Raw genomic sequence first — 17,780 nt, 5'->3', positions numbered from 1 at the left:
AGGATCGGATAACAGGCAATGTTAGCACGCGCCCTTTTTACGGCCCGCCCCATGGGATTCCCCTAATGGGTCCGGCCGCGAGGCGCGAGCGGCGGCAAGGAAGAGACCCGGCAAGGCATTGGTGCTTACTGTACCCAATATGGTAGGTAACGCGCCGCTAGCGTAGCCAATGGCGACACGCCATGCGCACCGCCCGCCCCGGCGGCCGCTCTCTCCAGCAAGGCCTGCACCCGGCGCACCGCCTTACACGGCCCGCGCCGTTTCTGCGACATCCGCACGGCTCACGCCGGGTGGCACCTCCCACCCTCTCCAGGTTGCACCCGCAGTACACGGCCCGGCATGCGTCGCGGCCATGCAGTTGGCAGTCCCCCGATCAACCTGCCCATACCCTGGCAAGCCTCAAGGAAAACATCGTGAAGTCTTCAGGCTCGGCGCGCGCAGAGCGCCGCAACAACGCATCGCAGAACGCTACTTCGAAGGCCGCATCCGCGCCGTCCGCGAAACCGGCGAAAACAACGAAGACCACGAAGACCACGACCGCCACGAAGACCAAACCGGCGACCCGGGCCGCCCAGGCCGTGAAAACCGCCAAGCCCTTGAAGGCCGCGAAAGCGCCGCAGGCCGCCAAGACCGCTAAGGCCACGAAAGCCACGAAAGCGCCCCTCGTCGCGGCGAAGCCGGCCGGCGCCGCGCGCAACGGCCGCGCGCGCGACGACAAGGACCAGCCGCTCTTCGAAGATATCCGCTATCTCGGCCGCCTGCTGGGCGAAGTGCTGCGCGAGCAGGAAGGCGACGCCGTGTTCGACGTGGTGGAGACCATTCGTCAGACCGCCGTGCGCTTTCGCCGCGAGGACGACAACGCCGACGCGCTCGCGCTGGAAAAGCAGTTGCGCGCGCTCTCGCCCGAGGAGACCGTGACGGTCGTGCGCGCATTCAGCTACTTCTCGCACCTCGCGAACATCGCTGAAGATCGCCATCGCAACCGCCGCCGCCGCATTCACGACCTCGCGGGGTCGGCCGCTCAGGCGGGCACCATCGCGCATTCACTCGAGCGCCTCGCCGAAGCCGGCGCGGCGGCAACGCCCGTGCTCCAGCAGTTCTTCAATGACGCGCTGATCGTGCCCGTGCTCACCGCGCACCCCACCGAAGTGCAGCGCAAGAGCACGCTCGATTCGCAGCACGACATCGCGCGCCTGCTCACCGAGCGCGACCAGCCGCTCACGCATCGCGAACTGGAGCACAACGAGTCGCTCTTGCGCGCGCGCGTGACCTCGCTCTGGCAAACGCGCATGCTGCGCGACGCGCGCCTGACCGTGGGCGACGAGATCGAGAACGCGCTGTCGTACTACCACACGACCTTCCTCACCGAGATCCCGGCGCTCTACGGCGAAATCGAAACGCAGTTGAAGGAGCACGGTCTCTCGGCGCGCCTGCCCGCGTTCTTCCAGATGGGCAGCTGGATCGGCGGCGACCGCGACGGCAATCCGAACGTCACCTCCGCGACGCTCGAGGAAGCGAGCGAGCGCCAGGCGCAGGTGATCCTCCAGCATTACCTCGACGAAGTGCACCGCCTGGGCGCCGAGCTGTCGGTGTCGAACCTGCTCGCGGGCGCAAGCGATGAACTGAAGGCGCTGGCCGAGGCCTCGCCCGACCAGTCGCCGCACCGCGTGGACGAGCCGTATCGCCGTGCACTGATCGGTGTGTACACGCGCCTTGCCGCCAGCGCGCGCGTGCGTCTGGGCGAAGGCGTGGTCGCGGTGCGCAGCGCCGGGCGCAATGCCGCCCCCGTGCGTGCGCAACCCTACGCCGACGCAGGCGAGTTCTCGCGCGACCTGCGCATCCTGATGGATTCGCTCGCCGAGCATCACGGCGCCTCGCTTGCCACGCCGCGCCTCGCCCCGCTCTTGCGCGCCGTGGAAGTGTTCGGCTTCCACCTCGCCTCGATCGACCTGCGCCAAAGCTCGGACATCCACGAGGCCGTGATCAGCGAACTGCTCTCGCGCGCCGGCGTCGAAGCCGACTATGCCGCGCTCTCCGAAGAAGACAAGCAGATCGTGCTGCTCGCGCAACTCGCCGAGCCGCGCACGCTGCGCTCGCCGTATCTCGACTATTCGGACCTCGTGAAGAGCGAGCTGGGCGTGCTGGAAATGGCGCGCGTGACGCGCGAGAAGTTCGGCGCGCGCGCGGTGCGCAACTACATCATCTCGCACACCGAAACGGTTTCCGACCTGCTCGAAGTGATGCTGCTGCAAAAGGAAACCGGTCTCATGAGCGGCCGCCTCGGCCACGCGGAAGATCCCGCGAAGGCCGCGCTCATGGTGATTCCGCTGTTCGAGACGATTCCCGACTTGCGCCACGCCTCGGGCATCATGCGCGACCTGCTCGCGCTGCCGGGCATCGACGGCATTGTCGAGCACCAGGGCAACGAGCAGGAAATCATGCTCGGCTACTCGGACAGCAACAAGGACGGCGGCTTCCTCACCTCGAACTGGGAGCTGTACCGCGCGGAACTCGCGCTCGTCGCGCTCCACAAGGAACGCGGCATCACGCTGCGTCTGTTCCACGGGCGCGGCGGCACGGTGGGCCGCGGCGGCGGCCCGACCTACAACGCGATCCTCTCGCAGCCGCCGGGCACGGTGGAAGGCCAGATCCGCCTGACCGAACAGGGCGAAGTCATCGCGAGCAAGTTCGGCAACCCGGAAATCGGCCGCCGCAATCTGGAAACGGTGATCGCGGCCACGCTGGAAGCCACGCTGCTGCCGCACGGCAATTCGCCGGATCAACTGCCCGCGTACGAAGAGACGATGCAACAACTCTCCGACGCGGCGATGGCGGCATACCGCTCGCTCGTGTACGAGACGCCGGGCTTCACCGACTACTTCTTCGCCTCGACGCCGATCACGGAAATCGCGGAGCTGAACATCGGCAGCCGCCCGGCCTCGCGCAAGCTGCAAGACCCGAAGAACCGCAAGATCGACGACCTGCGCGCGATTCCGTGGGGCTTTTCGTGGGGCCAGTGCCGCTTGCTGCTCACGGGCTGGTACGGCTTTGGCAGCGCGGTCACCGCGCATCTCGACGCAGCGGGCAGCGACGCCGAGCGCGCGCGCCGGGTGGCGATGTTCAAGAAGATGTACAAGACCTGGCCGTTCTTCGCGAACCTGCTGTCGAACATGGACATGACGCTCGCCAAGACCGACCTCGCGGTGGCGTCGCGCTATGCGCAGCTCGTGAGCGACAAGAAGCTGCGCAAGCTGGTGTTCGAGCGCATCGTGGCCGAGTGGGAGCGCACGACGAAGGTGCTCGCCGAGATCACGGGCGCGGGCGAGCGCCTGGCGGACAACCCGCTGCTCGCGCGTTCGATCAAGAACCGCTTCCCGTACCTCGATCCGCTCAATCACTTGCAGGTGGAGCTGATCAAGCGTTATCGCGCAGGCGACCCGAGCCCGCGCGTGCGGCGCGGTATTCACCTGACGATCAACGGAATTGCGGCGGGGCTGCGCAACACGGGTTGATGTCGGATCGGGCGTTCGCGCTCAGGTAGAAACGGCGTCGTGCCTTCGCGGGCACGACGCCGTTTTTCATTGAGCGTCGATGAACCGACGCATCGATGCGCGCCTCGATCGCGCCTCAATCGCGCCGCGTCGCCTCGATCATCAGCGCGTCGAGCTTGAACGAGAAATCGCTCTGCACATCGAAATACTGCCGCACTTCGTCGGGCGCGCGCTCCCACATCGAGCGAATCGCCGTCACGCGCTCGGGCGGCGTGCGCATGCGCGCCACCCACGAGTCGAAGTCGAGCGCAATGCGCCAACGCTCGCTCACCTTCGCATCGAACCCGGCCGCGTCGAGCATGGCGATCCACTCGTCGGCGCGGTAATCGCGAATGTGCGAGGCGTCGCGCAGCAATTCGACGGCCTGGATATGCGTGTCGTAAAGCGGATCGTCGATGCCCGCGATGTCGATGAACTTCAGGCGCCCGCCCGGCTTGAGCACGCGGTGGACCTCGGCCAGCGCGCGCGGCACGTCGCGCCAGTGGTGCGCGCTCATGCGGCTCACGGCCCAGTTGAAGCTCGCATCGGCGAACGGCAGCGTTTCGGCCGCGCCCTGCTGCGTGCGCACGGTGGTCAAGCCGCGCTCCTTCGCGGCGGCATCCACCGTGACGAGCATCTGCGGGGCGATGTCATAGGCCACGACTTCGCGCACGTGCGGCGCCACGGCGAAGCTCGCGTGGCCCGCGCCGCAGCCCATGTCCAGCACCGTCGCATTGCCGCAGGTGGCCGCGAATGTCGCGGCGAGGTTCTCCAGATCCGCGCCGCTCGCGTGGACCTGGCTCGTGAGGTAGGCGGCGGCGGTCGAGCCGAAAGCGTCGGCGACCTGATCGTGATGTTTCATCGCATGTTCCTGTGATGGCTTGCGTTGCGGCGTTTTATGTGGGGCGCGAAGCGTCAGGCGCTGCGCGTCGCGGGTTCTGGCATCTCCGGGCGGTCTGGCGCGGCGGCCCGTCGCCGCGTCAGCCGCTACAATAGAGGCCGTTTTGTACCAGTACAAGTTAAGCGATTATTCTGGTATCGCCGCCACCTGCCCCACGCCCCATGAGTCTCGACACCCCGGCCGCCGAATCCGGCGCCTCCAAAACCCTCGACGCGACGCCCGCCCGCGCGCTCGGCGAATTCATCCGTGCGCATCGCGAGCGTCTTTCGCCCGCCGAGGTCGGCCTGCCGCCAGGCCCGCGCCGCCGCACGCCCGGCCTGCGCCGCGAGGAGGTCGCGCAACTGTGCGGCGTGAGCCCGACCTGGTACACGTGGATCGAGCAGGGCCGCCCCGTTTCGGCCTCGGCGGACGCGCTCGCGCGCATCGCCGTGGCGCTGCGGCTTTCGCGTGCCGAGCGCGCCTACCTGTTCGAACTGGCCGCGCAGCGCGATCCGGCCGAACCTGACCCGGCCAGCGCCGCCGACGCGCCCGCCACGCTGCTGCAAACGGTTCAACTCGTGGACGCCCCCGCCTACGTGCTCGACCGCCAGTGGACGGCGCTCGCCTGGAACGCACACGCGGCGGACCTTTTCACGGGCTGGCTCGACGGCGAGCACGACCGCAACCTGCTGCGCTTCACTTTCACCGAGCCGCTCGGGCGCGAGCTGATCGTCGACTGGGAGACGCGCGCCCGGCGTCTGGCCGCCGAATTCCGCGCCGACTCGATCCGGCACCTGAACGACGCGCCCACGCGCGCGCTGATCGATTCGCTGATCGCCGCAAGCGACGATTTCGCGCGCTTCTGGGCCTCGCAGGACGTTTTCGAGCGCGAGGGCGGCCGGCGCGAGTTCAACCATCCGCGCCACGGCCGCATCGCCTACGACCAGATCACGCTCAAGCCCGCGCACCGCGAGGATCTCAAGCTCGTGGTGCTGGTGCGGCTCTGAACCGGGCGCGCGCCCCGGCCGGCGCGGCGCATCCGGCCGCAGCGCCCGCCGATGGTAAAATTCTCTCCTTTCCCGCCGTGCGCCGCGCTTTGTGCTTTGCGAATGGCCGCGCGGCCCGCTTTCCCATCGCTCACCGCTCATCACCATGACCTCCCAACTGCACAAAAAAGGCGAAGCCTGGTCGGCTCGCTTCTCCGAACCCATGTCGGAGCTGGTCAAGCGCTACACGTCGTCGGTCTTCTTCGACAAGCGTCTCGCGCTCGTCGATATCGAGGGCTCGCTCGCGCACGCTTCGATGCTGGCCGCGCAGAAGATCATCTCCGCCGACGACCTCGCCGCCATCCAGGGCGGCATGGCGAAGATCAAGGGTGAGATCGAGCGCGGCGAGTTCGAGTGGCTGCTCGACCTCGAAGACGTGCACCTGAACATCGAAGCGCGCCTCACGGCCCTGATCGGCGACGCCGGCAAGCGCCTGCACACGGGCCGCTCGCGCAACGACCAGGTCGCGACCGATATCCGCCTGTGGCTGCGCGGCGAGATCGACCGCATCGGCGGCCTGCTCGGCAACCTGCGCGGCGCGCTGCTCGACCTGGCCGAACAGCACTCGGGCACGATCATGCCCGGCTTCACCCACCTGCAAGTGGCGCAGCCGGTCACCTTCGGCCATCACCTGCTCGCCTACGTGGAAATGTTCACGCGCGACGCCGAGCGCATGGTGGACTGCCGCAAGCGCGTGAACCGCCTGCCGCTCGGCGCGGCCGCGCTCGCGGGCACGAGCTACCCGATCGACCGTCATGCGGTTGCGAAGACGCTGGGCTTCGACGGCATCTGCGCGAACTCGCTCGACGCCGTGTCCGACCGCGACTTCGCGATCGAATTCACGGCGGCGGCCGCACTCGTGATGACGCACGTCTCGCGTTTCTCGGAAGAACTGGTGCTGTGGATGAGCCCGCGCGTGGGCTTCATCGATCTGGCCGACCGTTTCTGCACGGGCTCGTCGATCATGCCGCAGAAGAAGAATCCGGACGTGCCGGAACTCGCGCGCGGCAAGACCGGCCGCGTGAACGGCCATCTGATGGGCCTGCTCACGCTCATGAAGGGCCAGCCGCTCGCGTACAACAAGGACAACCAGGAAGACAAGGAGCCGCTGTTCGACACGGTCGACACGGTTGCCGACACGCTGCGCATCTTCGCCGAAATGGTCGCGGGCATCACGGTCAAGGAGCAGGCCATGCGCGCCGCCGCGCTGCAAGGCTTCTCCACGGCCACGGATCTCGCCGACTACCTCGTGAAGAAGGGCCTGCCCTTCCGCGACGCGCACGAAGCCGTGGCGCACGCCGTGCGCATCTGCGTGGACCGCAACTGCGATCTGGCCGACCTCACGCTCGACGAAATGCGCCGCGAACTGCCGGCGGTGTCGAATCTGCTGGCCGAAGACGTGTTCGAAGTGCTGACGCTCGAAGGCTCGGTCTCGGCGCGCAACCATCCGGGCGGCACCGCGCCCGAGCAGGTGCGTGCGGCCATCGCGGCGGCACGCGCCGCGCTCACCGCGTCGAAATAAGCGCGAAATAAGCGCAAGACAACCGGGCGCGCGACGGTCAACGTCGCGCGCCCGGTTCGTTTATGGGGCACGCCTGAGATGACAGCGCGCTGTACCCGCAGCAAAATGGCGGAAGTGTGCGCCCGGCGCTCGTGCGCCGTGGCCTAAGATCCCGACCGGGACCGGCGGCTTGCCGCAGCGGTCCCAGACTTCGCTCCGACTCCCTGCCCCGATGATCGTCCGCCCTCATCTCCACTGGTTCCGCATGCTGCTCGCGTGGCGCGGCTCCGTGCTGCCGCAGCTCCTGCCGCGCCTCTTTCTCGTGCTGGCCCTCTCGATCGTCGCGCTGGCCGCGCACGATCACATCCTCAAGCTCACGGTAAACCTGAGCACCGTGCCGTTTTCGCTGATCGGCATTGCGCTCGCGGTATTTCTCGGCTTTCGCAACAGCGCGAGCTACGACCGCTACTGGGAAGGCCGCAAGCTCTGGGGGCAAATGCTCAACGAAACGCGCTCGCTCGTGCGCGAGGCGCTCACGCTCCCCTTGAGCGCCGACGACGCCGCCACCCACGGGCGCGCCCGCGAACTCGTCGCCCTCCTTGCCGCGCTGCCGCACGCGCTGCGCCATCAGTTGCGCAACACCGACCCGCGCGCCGACCTCGAATCACGCCTGCCACCCGCCGTGTTCGAGCGCGTGATGGCCACGCGCTACCGCCCCGCCACGCTCATGCTGTGCGCCTCGGAATGGGTTCGGCGCGAGGCGCGCGAAGGCCGCCTCGACGGCTACGCGGTGCTCGCGTTCGAGCACAATCTCAACGGACTTTCTGATGTCATTGGCGGTTGCGAGCGCATCGTCTCCACGCCGCTGCCGTTCGCCTATACGGTGATGATTCACCGCACCGTGTACTTCTTCTGCGCGATGCTGCCGTTCGGCCTCGTGGACAGCATCGGCGCGCTCACGCCCATCTTCGCCGTGTTCGTGGCCTACGCGTTCATGGCCCACGAAGCCATCGCCGCGCAGCTCGAAGATCCGTTCGGCACCGAGGACAACGACCTCGCGCTCAACATGATGTCGACGGGCATCGAGGTCGCATTGCACGACCTCATGGGCGAGCCCACTACCCTGCCCAGGCGCGCGCCGGAGCAGTTCATCATCGACTGACTCTCGTATCTATTCGATGCCCGCCTGCGGCGCGCTCCGGCACAGTACCGGCTTACGTCACGTCCCCGGCCACGCTCCACGGCGTGCATCGAATCCCCATGAAGAAGATCGTCCTTGCCGCAGTCGCGCCTCGCGTTTTTATCAGTAGTGCTACGTTTGCAGGAACGCAGAACTGCGCGACGCGCATCAACATCATCCAGACGAAGATCGATTACGCCAGGCAGCGGGGCAACGCCTGTCAGGTCGCCGGCGTCGAACGCAAGCTGGCGAACATACGGGTACGCTGCCCCAACGCAGGCCAGGCTGAACGACAAGATGGACAAGCGGCGGCCGCACCGGCCGCCACCACGCGGCTCACCGGTTATTGACCGTTTCCGACAAACGCTTGAGCGTGGCAAGACGCGCGCCGAGCAGGTCGAGCCGCGCATGCTCGTCGACGAGCGGCGTGGTCGCGTCGCGGTACGCGCGCCACGCGCTTTGGGCGCGCGAGACCGCCGGCCGGGCGTGTGCCGGCATGCGCGCGTAGAACTGGCGATAGTACCGGTTCAGATCGTAGCTCACGTGCTCGCAGTGCGCGTCGGCGCTACAGACGCGCGCACGCGGCGTCTTGCCGTCGTACGCCGCCGCCTGGTTGCGCAGCGCAATCGCGCGGTCGCGCACGGGCTGCAAGCGCATGTCCGCCTCATAGAGCTGATAGGTGCTGCCGCTCGACGTGGCGAACGCCGCGCCCAGCATGGTGTCTTCCGCGTCGCGCCAGGCCACCCACTTCTGCTGGCTCAGCCGCCAGCGCCTTTGCAGCGCGGGCGGCATTTTCGCGAGCATCTGCGCGAGCGCCGTCTCGCCCGCGGCGCGCCACGCGGTGCGCGCGTCGTCCATGCACTGGATCTGCCCCGCCGAAGACGACCGGTCGGCGCGCGCCGCGCACGTGCGCATGGCCGTATCGATCGGATCGGCCGCAGCGACTTCGGCGCGCGCGGACGGCGCCGTGGCCAACAGCGCCACGGCAGCCGATACCGCACACAACGTCGCGGTGAAGAAACGCGCAAACCGCGCCGGTGAACCGCCCTTCATTGCCCTCTCTCGTGCGCCTCGGTTGGCGCTCAGTCGCGCACGCAATCCACGAAATACTCGATGCGGCCGTTGATGGTCTCGCCCACGAGTCCGTGGATGTCGGTGTGGAAGCCCGGGAAGCGCTCGTTGAACTCGCGCGCGAACTTCAGGTAATTCACGATCGTCTTGTTGAAACGCTCGCCCGGAATCAGCAGGGGAATGCCCGGCGGATACGGCGTGAGCAGGATCGACGTGACGCGGCCTTCGAGTTCGTCGATGGCCACGCGGTCGATCTCGCGGTGCGCGAGCTTGGCGAACGCATCCGACGGCTTCATCGCGGGCTCCATGCTCGAGAGGTACATCTCGGTCGTGAGGCGCGCGATGTCGTTGGCGCGGTAGACGCTGTGGATCTGCTGGCACAGATCGCGCAGGCCCACGCGCTCGTACATCGGATGCTGCGCGACGAACTCGGGCAGCACGCGCCAGAGCGGCTGGTTGGTGTCGTAGTCGTCCTTGAACTGCTGGAGTTCGGTGACCATCGAGTTCCAGCGGCCCTTGGTGATGCCGATCGTGAACATGATGAAGAACGAGTACAGGCCGGTCTTCTCCACGATGATGCCGTGCTCGGCCAGGTATTTCGTGACGATGGCGGCCGGAATGCCGGCGTCGCTGAACTCGCCGTCCACATCCAGACCCGGCGTGACGATGGTCGCCTTGATCGGGTCCAGCATGTTGAAGCCTTCGGCCAGCGCGCCGAAGCCGTGCCAGTGGTCGTTCGGGCGCAGGATCCAGTCCTCGCGCGAGCCGATACCTTCCTCGGCGAGATCGTCCGGACCCCAGACCTGGAAGAACCAGTCGTCGCCGTATTCGGCGTCGACCTTGCGCATGGCGCGGCGGAAGTCGAGCGCTTCGGCGATCGACTCTTCCACGAGCGCCGGGCCGCCCGGCGCTTCCATCATCGCCGCGGCCACGTCGCACGACGCGATAATCGCGTACTGCGGGCTCGTGGACGTGTGCATGAGATACGCCTCATTGAAGCGATGGCGGTCGAACGCGCTGTCTTCCGAGTCCTGCACCACGATCTGCGAAGCCTGCGAAATGCCGGCGAGCAGCTTGTGCGTGGAGTGCGTCGCGAACACGAGCGCCTTGGTGCGCGGACGGCCCGCGCCGATCGCGTGCATGTCCTGGTAGAACTCGTGGAATTCGGCGTGCGGCAGCCAGGCTTCGTCGAAGTGCAGCGTGTCGAGCATGTCGCCGAGCAGATCCTTGATCATCTCGACGTTGTAGATCACGCCGTCGTAGGTGCTCTGCGTGATCGTGAGAATGCGCGGCTTCACGTTCGGGTTCTTCGCGAGCGCTTCACGGGCGAACGGATTCGCCTCGATCTTCTTGCGGATGTTTTCCGGCTTGAATTCGTCGCGCGGAATCGGACCGATGATGCCGAAGTTGTTGCGCGTGGGCGTGAGGAACACGGGAATCGCGCCCGTCATCGTGATCGCGTGCAGGATCGACTTGTGGCAGTTGCGGTCCACCAGCACGATGTCGCCGGGCGCCACGGTCGCGTGCCACACGATCTTGTTCGACGTGGACGTGCCGTTGGTCACGAAGAACACGTGGTCCGCGCTGAAAATGCGCGCCGCGTTGCGCTCCGAAGCCGCGACCGGGCCGGTGTGATCGAGCAGCTGGCCGAGTTCTTCCACGGCGTTGCAGACGTCGGCGCGCAGCATGTTCTCGCCGAAGAACTGGTGGAACATCTGGCCGAGCGGGTTCTTCAGGAACGCCACGCCGCCCGAGTGACCGGGGCAGTGCCACGAGTACGAGCCTTCGTCGGCATACTTCACCAGCTCCTTGAAGAACGGCGGCGAGAGCGCATCGAGATACACCTTCGCCTCACGAATCACGTGACGCGCGACGAATTCCGGCGTGTCCTCGAACATGTGGATGAAGCCGTGCAGCTCGCGCAGGATGTCGTTGGGCAGATGGCGCGAAGTGCGCGTTTCGCCGTACAGGAAAATGGGGATGTCGGCGTTGCGCTTGCGCACCGCTTCCATGAACGCGCGCAGCGCGACGATGGCGGGCGCGTGCTCCGGCGCTTCGCCGTCCGCGCCTTCCACGTAAGGCAGCAGTTCGTCGTCGTCGATCGACAGGATGAAGCACGCCGCGCGGCTCGACTGCTGCGCGAACGACGTGAGGTCGCCATAGCTCGTCAGCCCGAGGACTTCCGCGCCCTCTTTCTCGATGGCTTCGGCGAGTGCCCGGATGCCGGAACCCGAGATGTTCTCGGAGCGAAAGTCTTCGTCGATGATGACGACGGGAAAACGAAACTTCATGGGCGATTCTCCAAAAGAAACGACCGCTGCATATGACGCGCAGCGGTCCCCGTATGTCGTTGTGTCCGGTGGATGATTGCGTCAGGTCTTCGGCAGGGTGACACCGTGCTGGCCTTGATATTTGCCGCCGCGATCCGCGTAGGACACCTCGCAGATCTCGTCGCTCTCGAAGAACAGCACCTGGGCCACACCCTCGTTCGCGTAGATTTTCGCAGGCAAAGGTGTCGTATTTGAGAATTCGAGCGTGACGTACCCTTCCCACTCGGGCTCGAACGGCGTGACGTTCACGATGATCCCGCAGCGCGCATAGGTGGATTTGCCCAGACACACCGTCAGGACGTTGCGCGGAATGCGGAAATACTCGACCGTGCGCGCCAGTGCGAACGAATTGGGCGGGATGATGCAGACATCGCCCTTGAAGTCCACGAACGACTTTTCGTCGAAGTTCTTCGGATCGACGATGGTCGAGTTGATGTTCGTGAAGATCTTGAATTCGTCGGCGCAGCGGATGTCGTAGCCGTAGCTCGAGGTGCCGTAGCTCACGATCTTGCGGCCGTCTTCCGACATACGGACCTGATCGCGCACGAACGGCTCGATCATTTTCTGCTCTTCGGCCATGCGCCGGATCCACTTGTCGGACTTGATTGCCATGTTCGCTACTTAACGAGAAAAACGGGTCGGGAAAGCATGCGCAGGGCCCACCGGGCGCGCGCCGCGTGCGAAAGGCGCCTATTTTACGCGATGTGGATCAGCTTGCCTGGAATGGCGTGTGTGAATGGTCTGCGAAGCCGCCGCCAACGCCGCTGCACGGCCGCGCGCCTTCGCAGCGCCGCGGCGCCATGCCGCGCTCACTGGGCGCGGATCAGGCCGCACGCGAGCGCCGGGCCCGTGCCGCGCTGCGGGTAGGCGTAGGGGTCGATCGGGTCGCGATGCACGATCACGGCGCGCTGCAACACGGAGCGCACGCCATCGAGCGAAACGTCCGGCGCGACGATGAAACCGGTTGCGACGCCATTCGAATCCGCATGAATGTTGCCGAGGTCGCCCTCCACGCGCGCGCCGGGCTTCAGGCGCTCGGCCGCGGGCGCGAATACGGCACCGGCGCTCGAAGCGTCCGTGGCGTTGCAGTCGCCGCGCTCGTGCACCTGCAAGGCGTGATCGCTGTCGGGCGGCAGGCCCGCGAGGTTGTAGCTCACCTGCACGCCGTCCGAGTGCTCGACGAACGAGACGGTGCCGCGCACCTGGTTGCCGACGGTCGGCAACAATTGTGCGCTCGCGCGTTTTTCCTGCTGCCCCATGAAACTCGTGCAGCCCGCGGCGAGGAGCACGCAGCCGCAAAGCGCCACGAGAGCCATCACCCGTACGACGTGCGCAGTCTCCGCTTGCCTGTCGTGTCCTTTATCCATGCGATCCTCTTGCCGGCCGGCGCCGCCCCTTGCAGTCGCCAGGCCGGACCCGATGAAGCCCACATGATACCGCGCGCGCGGCGCGCCGCGCGCCTATCTGTCCCCATGCGTGCGAGCGCGCCGGCCGCCTCAGGTGTTTTGCACGACGATGGTCGGGAACTTCGAGCTCATGTCGCGCGCGCGTTCGGCGATCTGGATCGCCACGCGCCGCGCGATCGCGCGATAGATCTGCGCGACCGGTCCCTGCGGCGCGGCCGCCACGGTGGGGTTGCCCGAGTCGGCCTGCTCGCGGATCGTGATGTCGAGCGGCAGGCTGCCGAGCACCTCCACGCCGTACTCCTTCGCCATGCGTTCGCCGCCGCCCGCACCGAAGATATGCTCGGCGTGCCCGCAGTGCGAGCAGATGTGCACGGCCATGTTCTCGACGATGCCGAGAATCGGAATGCCCACCTTTTCGAACATCTTGAGGCCCTTCTTCGCGTCGAGCAGCGCGATGTCCTGCGGCGTCGTGACGATCACGGCGCCCGTGACGGGCACTTTCTGCGATAGCGTGAGCTGGATGTCGCCGGTGCCCGGCGGCATGTCGACCACGAGATAGTCGAGTTCGCGCCAGTTCGTCTGGCGCAACAGTTGTTCGAGCGCGGACGTGGCCATCGGGCCGCGCCAGACCATCGGGTTGTCCTGCTCGATCAGAAAGCCGATCGAGTTGGCCTGCACGCCGTGGCCTTCGAGCGGATTCATCGACTGGCCGTCGGGCGATTCGGGGCGGCCCTCGATACCGAGCATCATCGGCAGCGAGGGGCCGTAGATGTCCGCGTCGAGCACGCCGACCGAGGCGCCCTCGGCCGCGAGCGCGAGCGCGAGGTTCACGGCGGTCGTGCTCTTGCCCACCCCGCCCTTGCCCGACGCCACGGCGACAATGTTTTTCACGTTCGGCAGCAGCTTGACGCCGCGCTGCACGGTATGGGCGGTAATCTCGCTCCTGAGCGCCACACGGCTCGCCTTCACGCCCGGCACGGCGGCGAGCGCCGCCTCGACCTGCGCGCGCACGGCATCGAACTGGCTCTTCGCGGGATAGCCGAGCACGATCTCGACACCGACCGTATCGCCTTCGATCGTGACGTTACGCACGCCCTTCGCCACCGCATACGGGTGACCCGTGTTCGGATCCGTCAAGGCCGCGAGCGCGGCATCGACCAAAGACCGATCTATGCTCATTGAAACTCCGTGGGGAGAATGCCGGCCTGCGTGAGCGGGCCGAATGGTCGCGCACGCGCCGGAAATCGAAAGAAATTGTTAAGCTGCATTGCGCAAAATCAGGCGACAGGGCACGCTTCGCGGCAACAGCATTTATGGTGCCGGTGAAGCGCCCTTCGAAGCAACCTTCGAAACGCCATCCGGCAGCGTCACGCCGCATGGCGCAAAGCTTCAAGCCGTCATTGTAGTAGCTGCCGCCACGCGCCGTTCGAAGACCCTGCTCACAGGCGGGGCCGGCGAGCGTCACCGGCAGCGTCCGTTCCACTCAAGAAAGGAAAGCAAATGAACACAAGAATCCTGACCCGCCTGTCCGTCTTCGCAGTTGCCGGCGCACTCGTCGCCGGCTGCGCAACCCAGCAAGGCACCAACACGGCCGTCGGCACGGGTGTCGGCGCGGGCACGGGCGCCGCGATCGGCGCCATCTTCGGCGGCGGCAAGGGTGCGGCGATCGGCGCGGGCGCCGGCGCGCTGGTCGGCGGTATCACGGGCTACAACTGGACCGCGATCCACAACAAGCTGACGGGCGCCACCAAGGGCACCGGCACGCAGATCACCGAGCAGCCGGACGGCTCGCTCAAGCTCAACATCCCGAGCAACGTGACGTTCGACACGAGCAGCTATGCGATCAAGCCGTCGTTCGCGCCGGTGCTCGACCAGGTCGCGCAAACGCTCCAGCAGAACCCGGAAGTCGTCGCACAAGTGGTTGGCCATACGGATAACACCGGCCAGCCGGCGTACAACCAGACGCTGTCGGTCAACCGCGCGCAGAGCGTGGTGAACTACCTCGCCTCGCGCGGCATCCCGATGCAGCGCATGTCGGCCGAAGGCCGCGGCGACACCCAGCCGATCGCCGACAACAGCACGGAAACCGGCCGCGCCGCGAACCGTCGCGTGGAAATCTACCTGCGCGCGACGTCGCAACACCAGGGCGGCTAAGCGCGCCCGGCGCCAGGTGTCCTGGCGCAATCCAACAGCGACATAAGAACGGGACGGCGACAACGCCGTCCCGTTTGCGTTTCCGGCGGCCGGCGCAGCGAGCCAAACCGCCGTGCGACCCCAAGCCGAACGGGCTTTGCAGGCCTCGCAAAAGACGCGCGCAGAGAATCGAAAAATAATTCGAACTCTCCGGAAATCGCGCTGTCTCTCTTTACGGTACGTGTGCGGCAGTGCCGCCGCGTCACCATTCTCCTCTTGTCGTTGTTGCTCCGGGGCCATCCTGCCCCGGTTTTTTTTGCCCGTAATTTGTGCGACGCAGCATAGCGTTCGGCCGTGCGAGCGCGCGTGTTCGGAACGCTTTTCAGGCCGCTTCTCCCGCAAGCCGCCATCCGGCCGTGCAACGAGGGCCCGCCCGCCCTGCTAAAATCGCCCTTTCCCCCCGCAACATCGGACTTCTCCTCACTTATGTCAGCACCCGCCACCGACCTCGCAGCAGCCGGCGCGCATGCCAATCAAAGCGGCCGCCGCCAGATTCTCGTCACGTCTGCTCTGCCCTATGCCAACGGGCAGATCCACATCGGCCACCTGGTCGAGTACATCCAGACGGACATCTGGGTTCGCGCGCTGCGAATGCATGGCCACGAGGTCTACTACGTCGGTGCCGACGACACGCACGGCACGCCCGTCATGCTGCGCGCGGAGAAAGAAGGCCTCACGCCGCAGCAACTGATCGCGCGCGTGTGGCAGGAGCACAAGCGCGACTTCGACAGCTTCGGCGTGTCGTTCGACAACTACTACTCGACGGACTCCGACGAGAACCGCGTGCTCTCCGAGTCGGTGTATCTGGCGCTCAAGGAAGCGGGTTTCATCGAAACGCGCGACATCGAGCAGGCCTACGACCCGGTCAAGAACATGTTCCTGCCGGACCGCTTCATCAAGGGCGAGTGCCCGAAGTGCGGCGCGAAAGATCAATACGGCGATAGCTGCGAAGTATGCGGCTCGACCTACCTGCCCACCGACCTGAAGAATCCGTACTCGGTGGTCTCGGGCGCCACGCCCATCCGCAAGACTTCGACGCACTACTTCTTCCGCCTCTCCGACCCGCGCTGCGAAGACTTCCTGCGCGGCTGGGTGAGCGGTCTGGCGCAACCGGAAGCGACCAACAAGATGCGCGAGTGGCTGGGCGACTCGGGCGAATCGAAGCTCGCCGACTGGGACATCTCGCGCGACGCGCCGTACTTCGGCTTTGAGATTCCGGGCGCGCCCGGCAAGTACTTCTATGTGTGGCTCGACGCGCCGGTGGGCTACTACGCGAGCTTCAAGAACCTGTGCGAGAAGCGCGGCCTCGACTTCGACGCCTGGGTGAAGGCCGGTTCGAAGACGGAGCAGTATCACTTCATCGGCAAGGACATCCTGTACTTCCACACGCTGTTCTGGCCGGCCATGCTCCAGTTCTCGGGCCACCGCACGCCGACCAACGTCTTCGCGCACGGCTTCCTGACCGTGGACGGCGCGAAGATGTCGAAGTCGCGCGGCACGTTCATCACGGCCGAAAGCTATGTGACGACGGGCCTGAACCCCGAGTGGCTGCGCTACTACTTCGCCGCGAAGCTCAACAGCACGATGGAAGACCTCGACCTGAACCTCGAGGACTTCCAGGCGCGCGTGAACAGCGACCTCGTCGGCAAGTACATCAACATCGCGAGCCGCGCCGCGGGCTTCCTCATCAAGCGCTTCGAAGGCCGCGTGCAGGACAGCGCAATGAACCATCCGCTCATCGAGCAGATGCGTGCCGCCATTCCGCAAATCGCCGCGCACTACGAAGCACGCGAGTACAGCCGCGCGCTGCGCCAGACGATGGAACTCGCCGACGCCGTGAACGGCTATGTCGATACGGCCAAGCCGTGGGAACAGGCCAAGGACCCGGCCAACTCCGTCGCGCTGCACGAGACTTGCAGCGTGAGCCTCGAAGCGTTCCGTCTGCTCTCGCTCGCTTTGAAGCCGGTGCTGCCGCAACTCGCCGAAGGCGTCGAGCAGTTCCTCGCGATCGACCCGCTCACGTGGGCCGACGCAGGCAAGGCGCTGTCGTCGCAACGCCCGATCAACGCGTACAAGCATCTGATGACGCGCGTCGATCCGAAGCAGATCGAAGCGCTGCTCGCCGCGAACCGCGATTCGCTCCAGGCCACGGAAGCGCCCGCCGCTGCCGCCGCCGACGCGAACAAGAAGTCGAAGGCTTCGAAGGAAGCGAAGAAGGCCGAGCCTGAGACGCCGGAAGTCATCTCGATCGACGATTTCGCGAAGATCGATCTGCGCGTGGCGCTGATCGTCGACTGCAATATCGTCGAAGGCTCTGACAAGCTGCTGCAACTCACGCTCGACGTGGGCGAGGAAAAGACCCGCAACGTGTTCTCGGGCATTCGTTCGGCCTACAAGCCGGAAGACCTCAAGGGCAAGCTCACGGTGATGGTCGCGAACCTCGCGCCGCGCAAGATGAAGTTCGGCATGTCGGAGGGCATGGTGCTCGCGGCATCGGCCAAGGACGAGAAGGCCGAACCGGGCCTCTACATTCTCGAGCCGCATAGCGGCGCGAAGCCGGGCATGCGGGTGCGTTAAAGCGCTAAGGCAATCAAGGCAGTCGGACCACTGCCTCGACAGGAAGGACGCAAGCGCGCAGCGCCT

The 17,780-nt window shown here is 66.2% G+C and carries 13 protein-coding genes; 7 read left to right on the top strand and 6 right to left on the bottom strand.

The features are described 5' to 3' along the window. Nucleotides 1-413: 413 nt before the first annotated feature. Entirely contained in the window at nt 414-3,512 is a 3,099-nt protein-coding gene (gene ppc, locus C7401_RS17390; RefSeq protein WP_112172635.1) for a phosphoenolpyruvate carboxylase, read from the top strand. A gap of 115 nt (nt 3,513-3,627) precedes the next feature. Here the strand turns inward: ppc and C7401_RS17385 are convergent, their stop codons facing one another. After that, on the bottom strand, nt 3,628-4,392 hold the full coding sequence (locus C7401_RS17385) for a class I SAM-dependent methyltransferase (protein WP_112172634.1): 765 nt from the start codon (nt 4,390-4,392) through the stop codon (nt 3,628-3,630). Nucleotides 4,393-4,592: 200 nt separating this feature from the next. Here C7401_RS17385 and C7401_RS17380 point away from each other — a divergent pair, with 200 nt between their 5' ends. From C7401_RS17380 to C7401_RS17365, 4 genes are all read left to right on the top strand, one after another. Beyond that, nucleotides 4,593-5,417 carry a helix-turn-helix transcriptional regulator gene (locus C7401_RS17380; protein WP_112172633.1) on the top strand — a complete coding sequence of 275 codons (825 nt, stop codon included), beginning with the start codon at nt 4,593-4,595 and terminating at the stop codon, nt 5,415-5,417. 145 nt (nt 5,418-5,562) lie between these two features. Continuing rightward, on the top strand, nt 5,563-6,978 hold the full coding sequence (argH, locus tag C7401_RS17375) for an argininosuccinate lyase (protein ID WP_112172632.1): 1,416 nt from the start codon (nt 5,563-5,565) through the stop codon (nt 6,976-6,978). Between the two features lie 211 nt (nt 6,979-7,189). Continuing rightward, nucleotides 7,190-8,119 (top strand): bestrophin family protein, encoded by a 930-nt coding sequence (locus C7401_RS17370; protein WP_112172631.1) that lies wholly within the window; start codon nt 7,190-7,192, stop codon nt 8,117-8,119. A gap of 98 nt (nt 8,120-8,217) precedes the next feature. Then, nucleotides 8,218-8,487, top strand: a complete 270-nt coding sequence (locus C7401_RS17365; RefSeq protein WP_112172630.1) for a DUF1090 family protein — start codon at nt 8,218-8,220, stop codon at nt 8,485-8,487. Here C7401_RS17365 and C7401_RS17360 read toward each other — a convergent pair. The 5 genes from C7401_RS17360 to apbC all read right to left on the bottom strand — a co-directional run bounded on the left by C7401_RS17360 (nt 8,474) and on the right by apbC (nt 14,123). Next, nucleotides 8,474-9,190: a lysozyme inhibitor LprI family protein gene (locus C7401_RS17360; protein ID WP_112172629.1), complete on the bottom strand. Its 717-nt coding sequence runs from the start codon at nt 9,188-9,190 to the stop codon at nt 8,474-8,476. The two genes, C7401_RS17365 and C7401_RS17360, sit on opposite strands and share 14 nt — an antisense overlap. Before the next feature lie 29 nt (nt 9,191-9,219). Next, nucleotides 9,220-11,499 (bottom strand): arginine/lysine/ornithine decarboxylase, encoded by a 2,280-nt coding sequence (locus C7401_RS17355; RefSeq protein ID WP_112172628.1) that lies wholly within the window; start codon nt 11,497-11,499, stop codon nt 9,220-9,222. Nucleotides 11,500-11,580: 81 nt separating this feature from the next. Beyond that, nucleotides 11,581-12,150: a dCTP deaminase gene (gene dcd, locus C7401_RS17350; protein WP_028207739.1), complete on the bottom strand. Its 570-nt coding sequence runs from the start codon at nt 12,148-12,150 to the stop codon at nt 11,581-11,583. A 197-nt stretch (nt 12,151-12,347) separates the two neighbouring features. Then, nucleotides 12,348-12,905: a superoxide dismutase family protein gene (locus C7401_RS17345; RefSeq protein WP_372460544.1), complete on the bottom strand. Its 558-nt coding sequence runs from the start codon at nt 12,903-12,905 to the stop codon at nt 12,348-12,350. Between the two features lie 129 nt (nt 12,906-13,034). After that, nucleotides 13,035-14,123: an iron-sulfur cluster carrier protein ApbC gene (apbC, locus tag C7401_RS17340; protein WP_112172626.1), complete on the bottom strand. Its 1,089-nt coding sequence runs from the start codon at nt 14,121-14,123 to the stop codon at nt 13,035-13,037. Nucleotides 14,124-14,444: 321 nt separating this feature from the next. Between apbC and C7401_RS17335 the strand changes: the two genes are divergently transcribed. Both C7401_RS17335 and metG read left to right on the top strand, forming a co-directional pair. After that, nucleotides 14,445-15,098, top strand: a complete 654-nt coding sequence (locus C7401_RS17335; RefSeq protein ID WP_112172625.1) for a YiaD family glycine zipper/OmpA-like lipoprotein — start codon at nt 14,445-14,447, stop codon at nt 15,096-15,098. 465 nt (nt 15,099-15,563) lie between these two features. Further along, nucleotides 15,564-17,714 carry a methionine--tRNA ligase gene (metG, locus tag C7401_RS17330; protein WP_112172624.1) on the top strand — a complete coding sequence of 717 codons (2,151 nt, stop codon included), beginning with the start codon at nt 15,564-15,566 and terminating at the stop codon, nt 17,712-17,714. Nucleotides 17,715-17,780 lie beyond the last annotated feature (66 nt).

It is taken from the genome of Paraburkholderia unamae (assembly GCF_003268775.1).
GTDB classification, from domain to species: Bacteria; Pseudomonadota; Gammaproteobacteria; order Burkholderiales; family Burkholderiaceae; genus Paraburkholderia; species Paraburkholderia unamae.
Note: the sequence above shows the minus strand (reverse complement) of the source record. Positions and strands in the feature narration are given on the sequence as shown.

Coding starts and splice junctions, on each gene's coding strand:
- apbC (WP_112172626.1), bottom strand. CDS start 14,123: ATGAGCATAGATCGGTCTTTGGTCGATGCCGCGCTCGCGGCCTTGACG.
- C7401_RS17365 (WP_112172630.1), top strand. CDS start 8,218: ATGAAGAAGATCGTCCTTGCCGCAGTCGCGCCTCGCGTTTTTATCAGT.
- C7401_RS17345 (WP_372460544.1), bottom strand. CDS start 12,905: ATGGATAAAGGACACGACAGGCAAGCGGAGACTGCGCACGTCGTACGG.
- C7401_RS17335 (WP_112172625.1), top strand. CDS start 14,445: ATGAACACAAGAATCCTGACCCGCCTGTCCGTCTTCGCAGTTGCCGGC.
- dcd (WP_028207739.1), bottom strand. CDS start 12,150: ATGGCAATCAAGTCCGACAAGTGGATCCGGCGCATGGCCGAAGAGCAG.
- C7401_RS17360 (WP_112172629.1), bottom strand. CDS start 9,190: ATGAAGGGCGGTTCACCGGCGCGGTTTGCGCGTTTCTTCACCGCGACG.
- metG (WP_112172624.1), top strand. CDS start 15,564: ATGTCAGCACCCGCCACCGACCTCGCAGCAGCCGGCGCGCATGCCAAT.
- argH (WP_112172632.1), top strand. CDS start 5,563: ATGACCTCCCAACTGCACAAAAAAGGCGAAGCCTGGTCGGCTCGCTTC.
- C7401_RS17380 (WP_112172633.1), top strand. CDS start 4,593: ATGAGTCTCGACACCCCGGCCGCCGAATCCGGCGCCTCCAAAACCCTC.
- C7401_RS17370 (WP_112172631.1), top strand. CDS start 7,190: ATGATCGTCCGCCCTCATCTCCACTGGTTCCGCATGCTGCTCGCGTGG.
- C7401_RS17355 (WP_112172628.1), bottom strand. CDS start 11,499: ATGAAGTTTCGTTTTCCCGTCGTCATCATCGACGAAGACTTTCGCTCC.
- C7401_RS17385 (WP_112172634.1), bottom strand. CDS start 4,392: ATGAAACATCACGATCAGGTCGCCGACGCTTTCGGCTCGACCGCCGCC.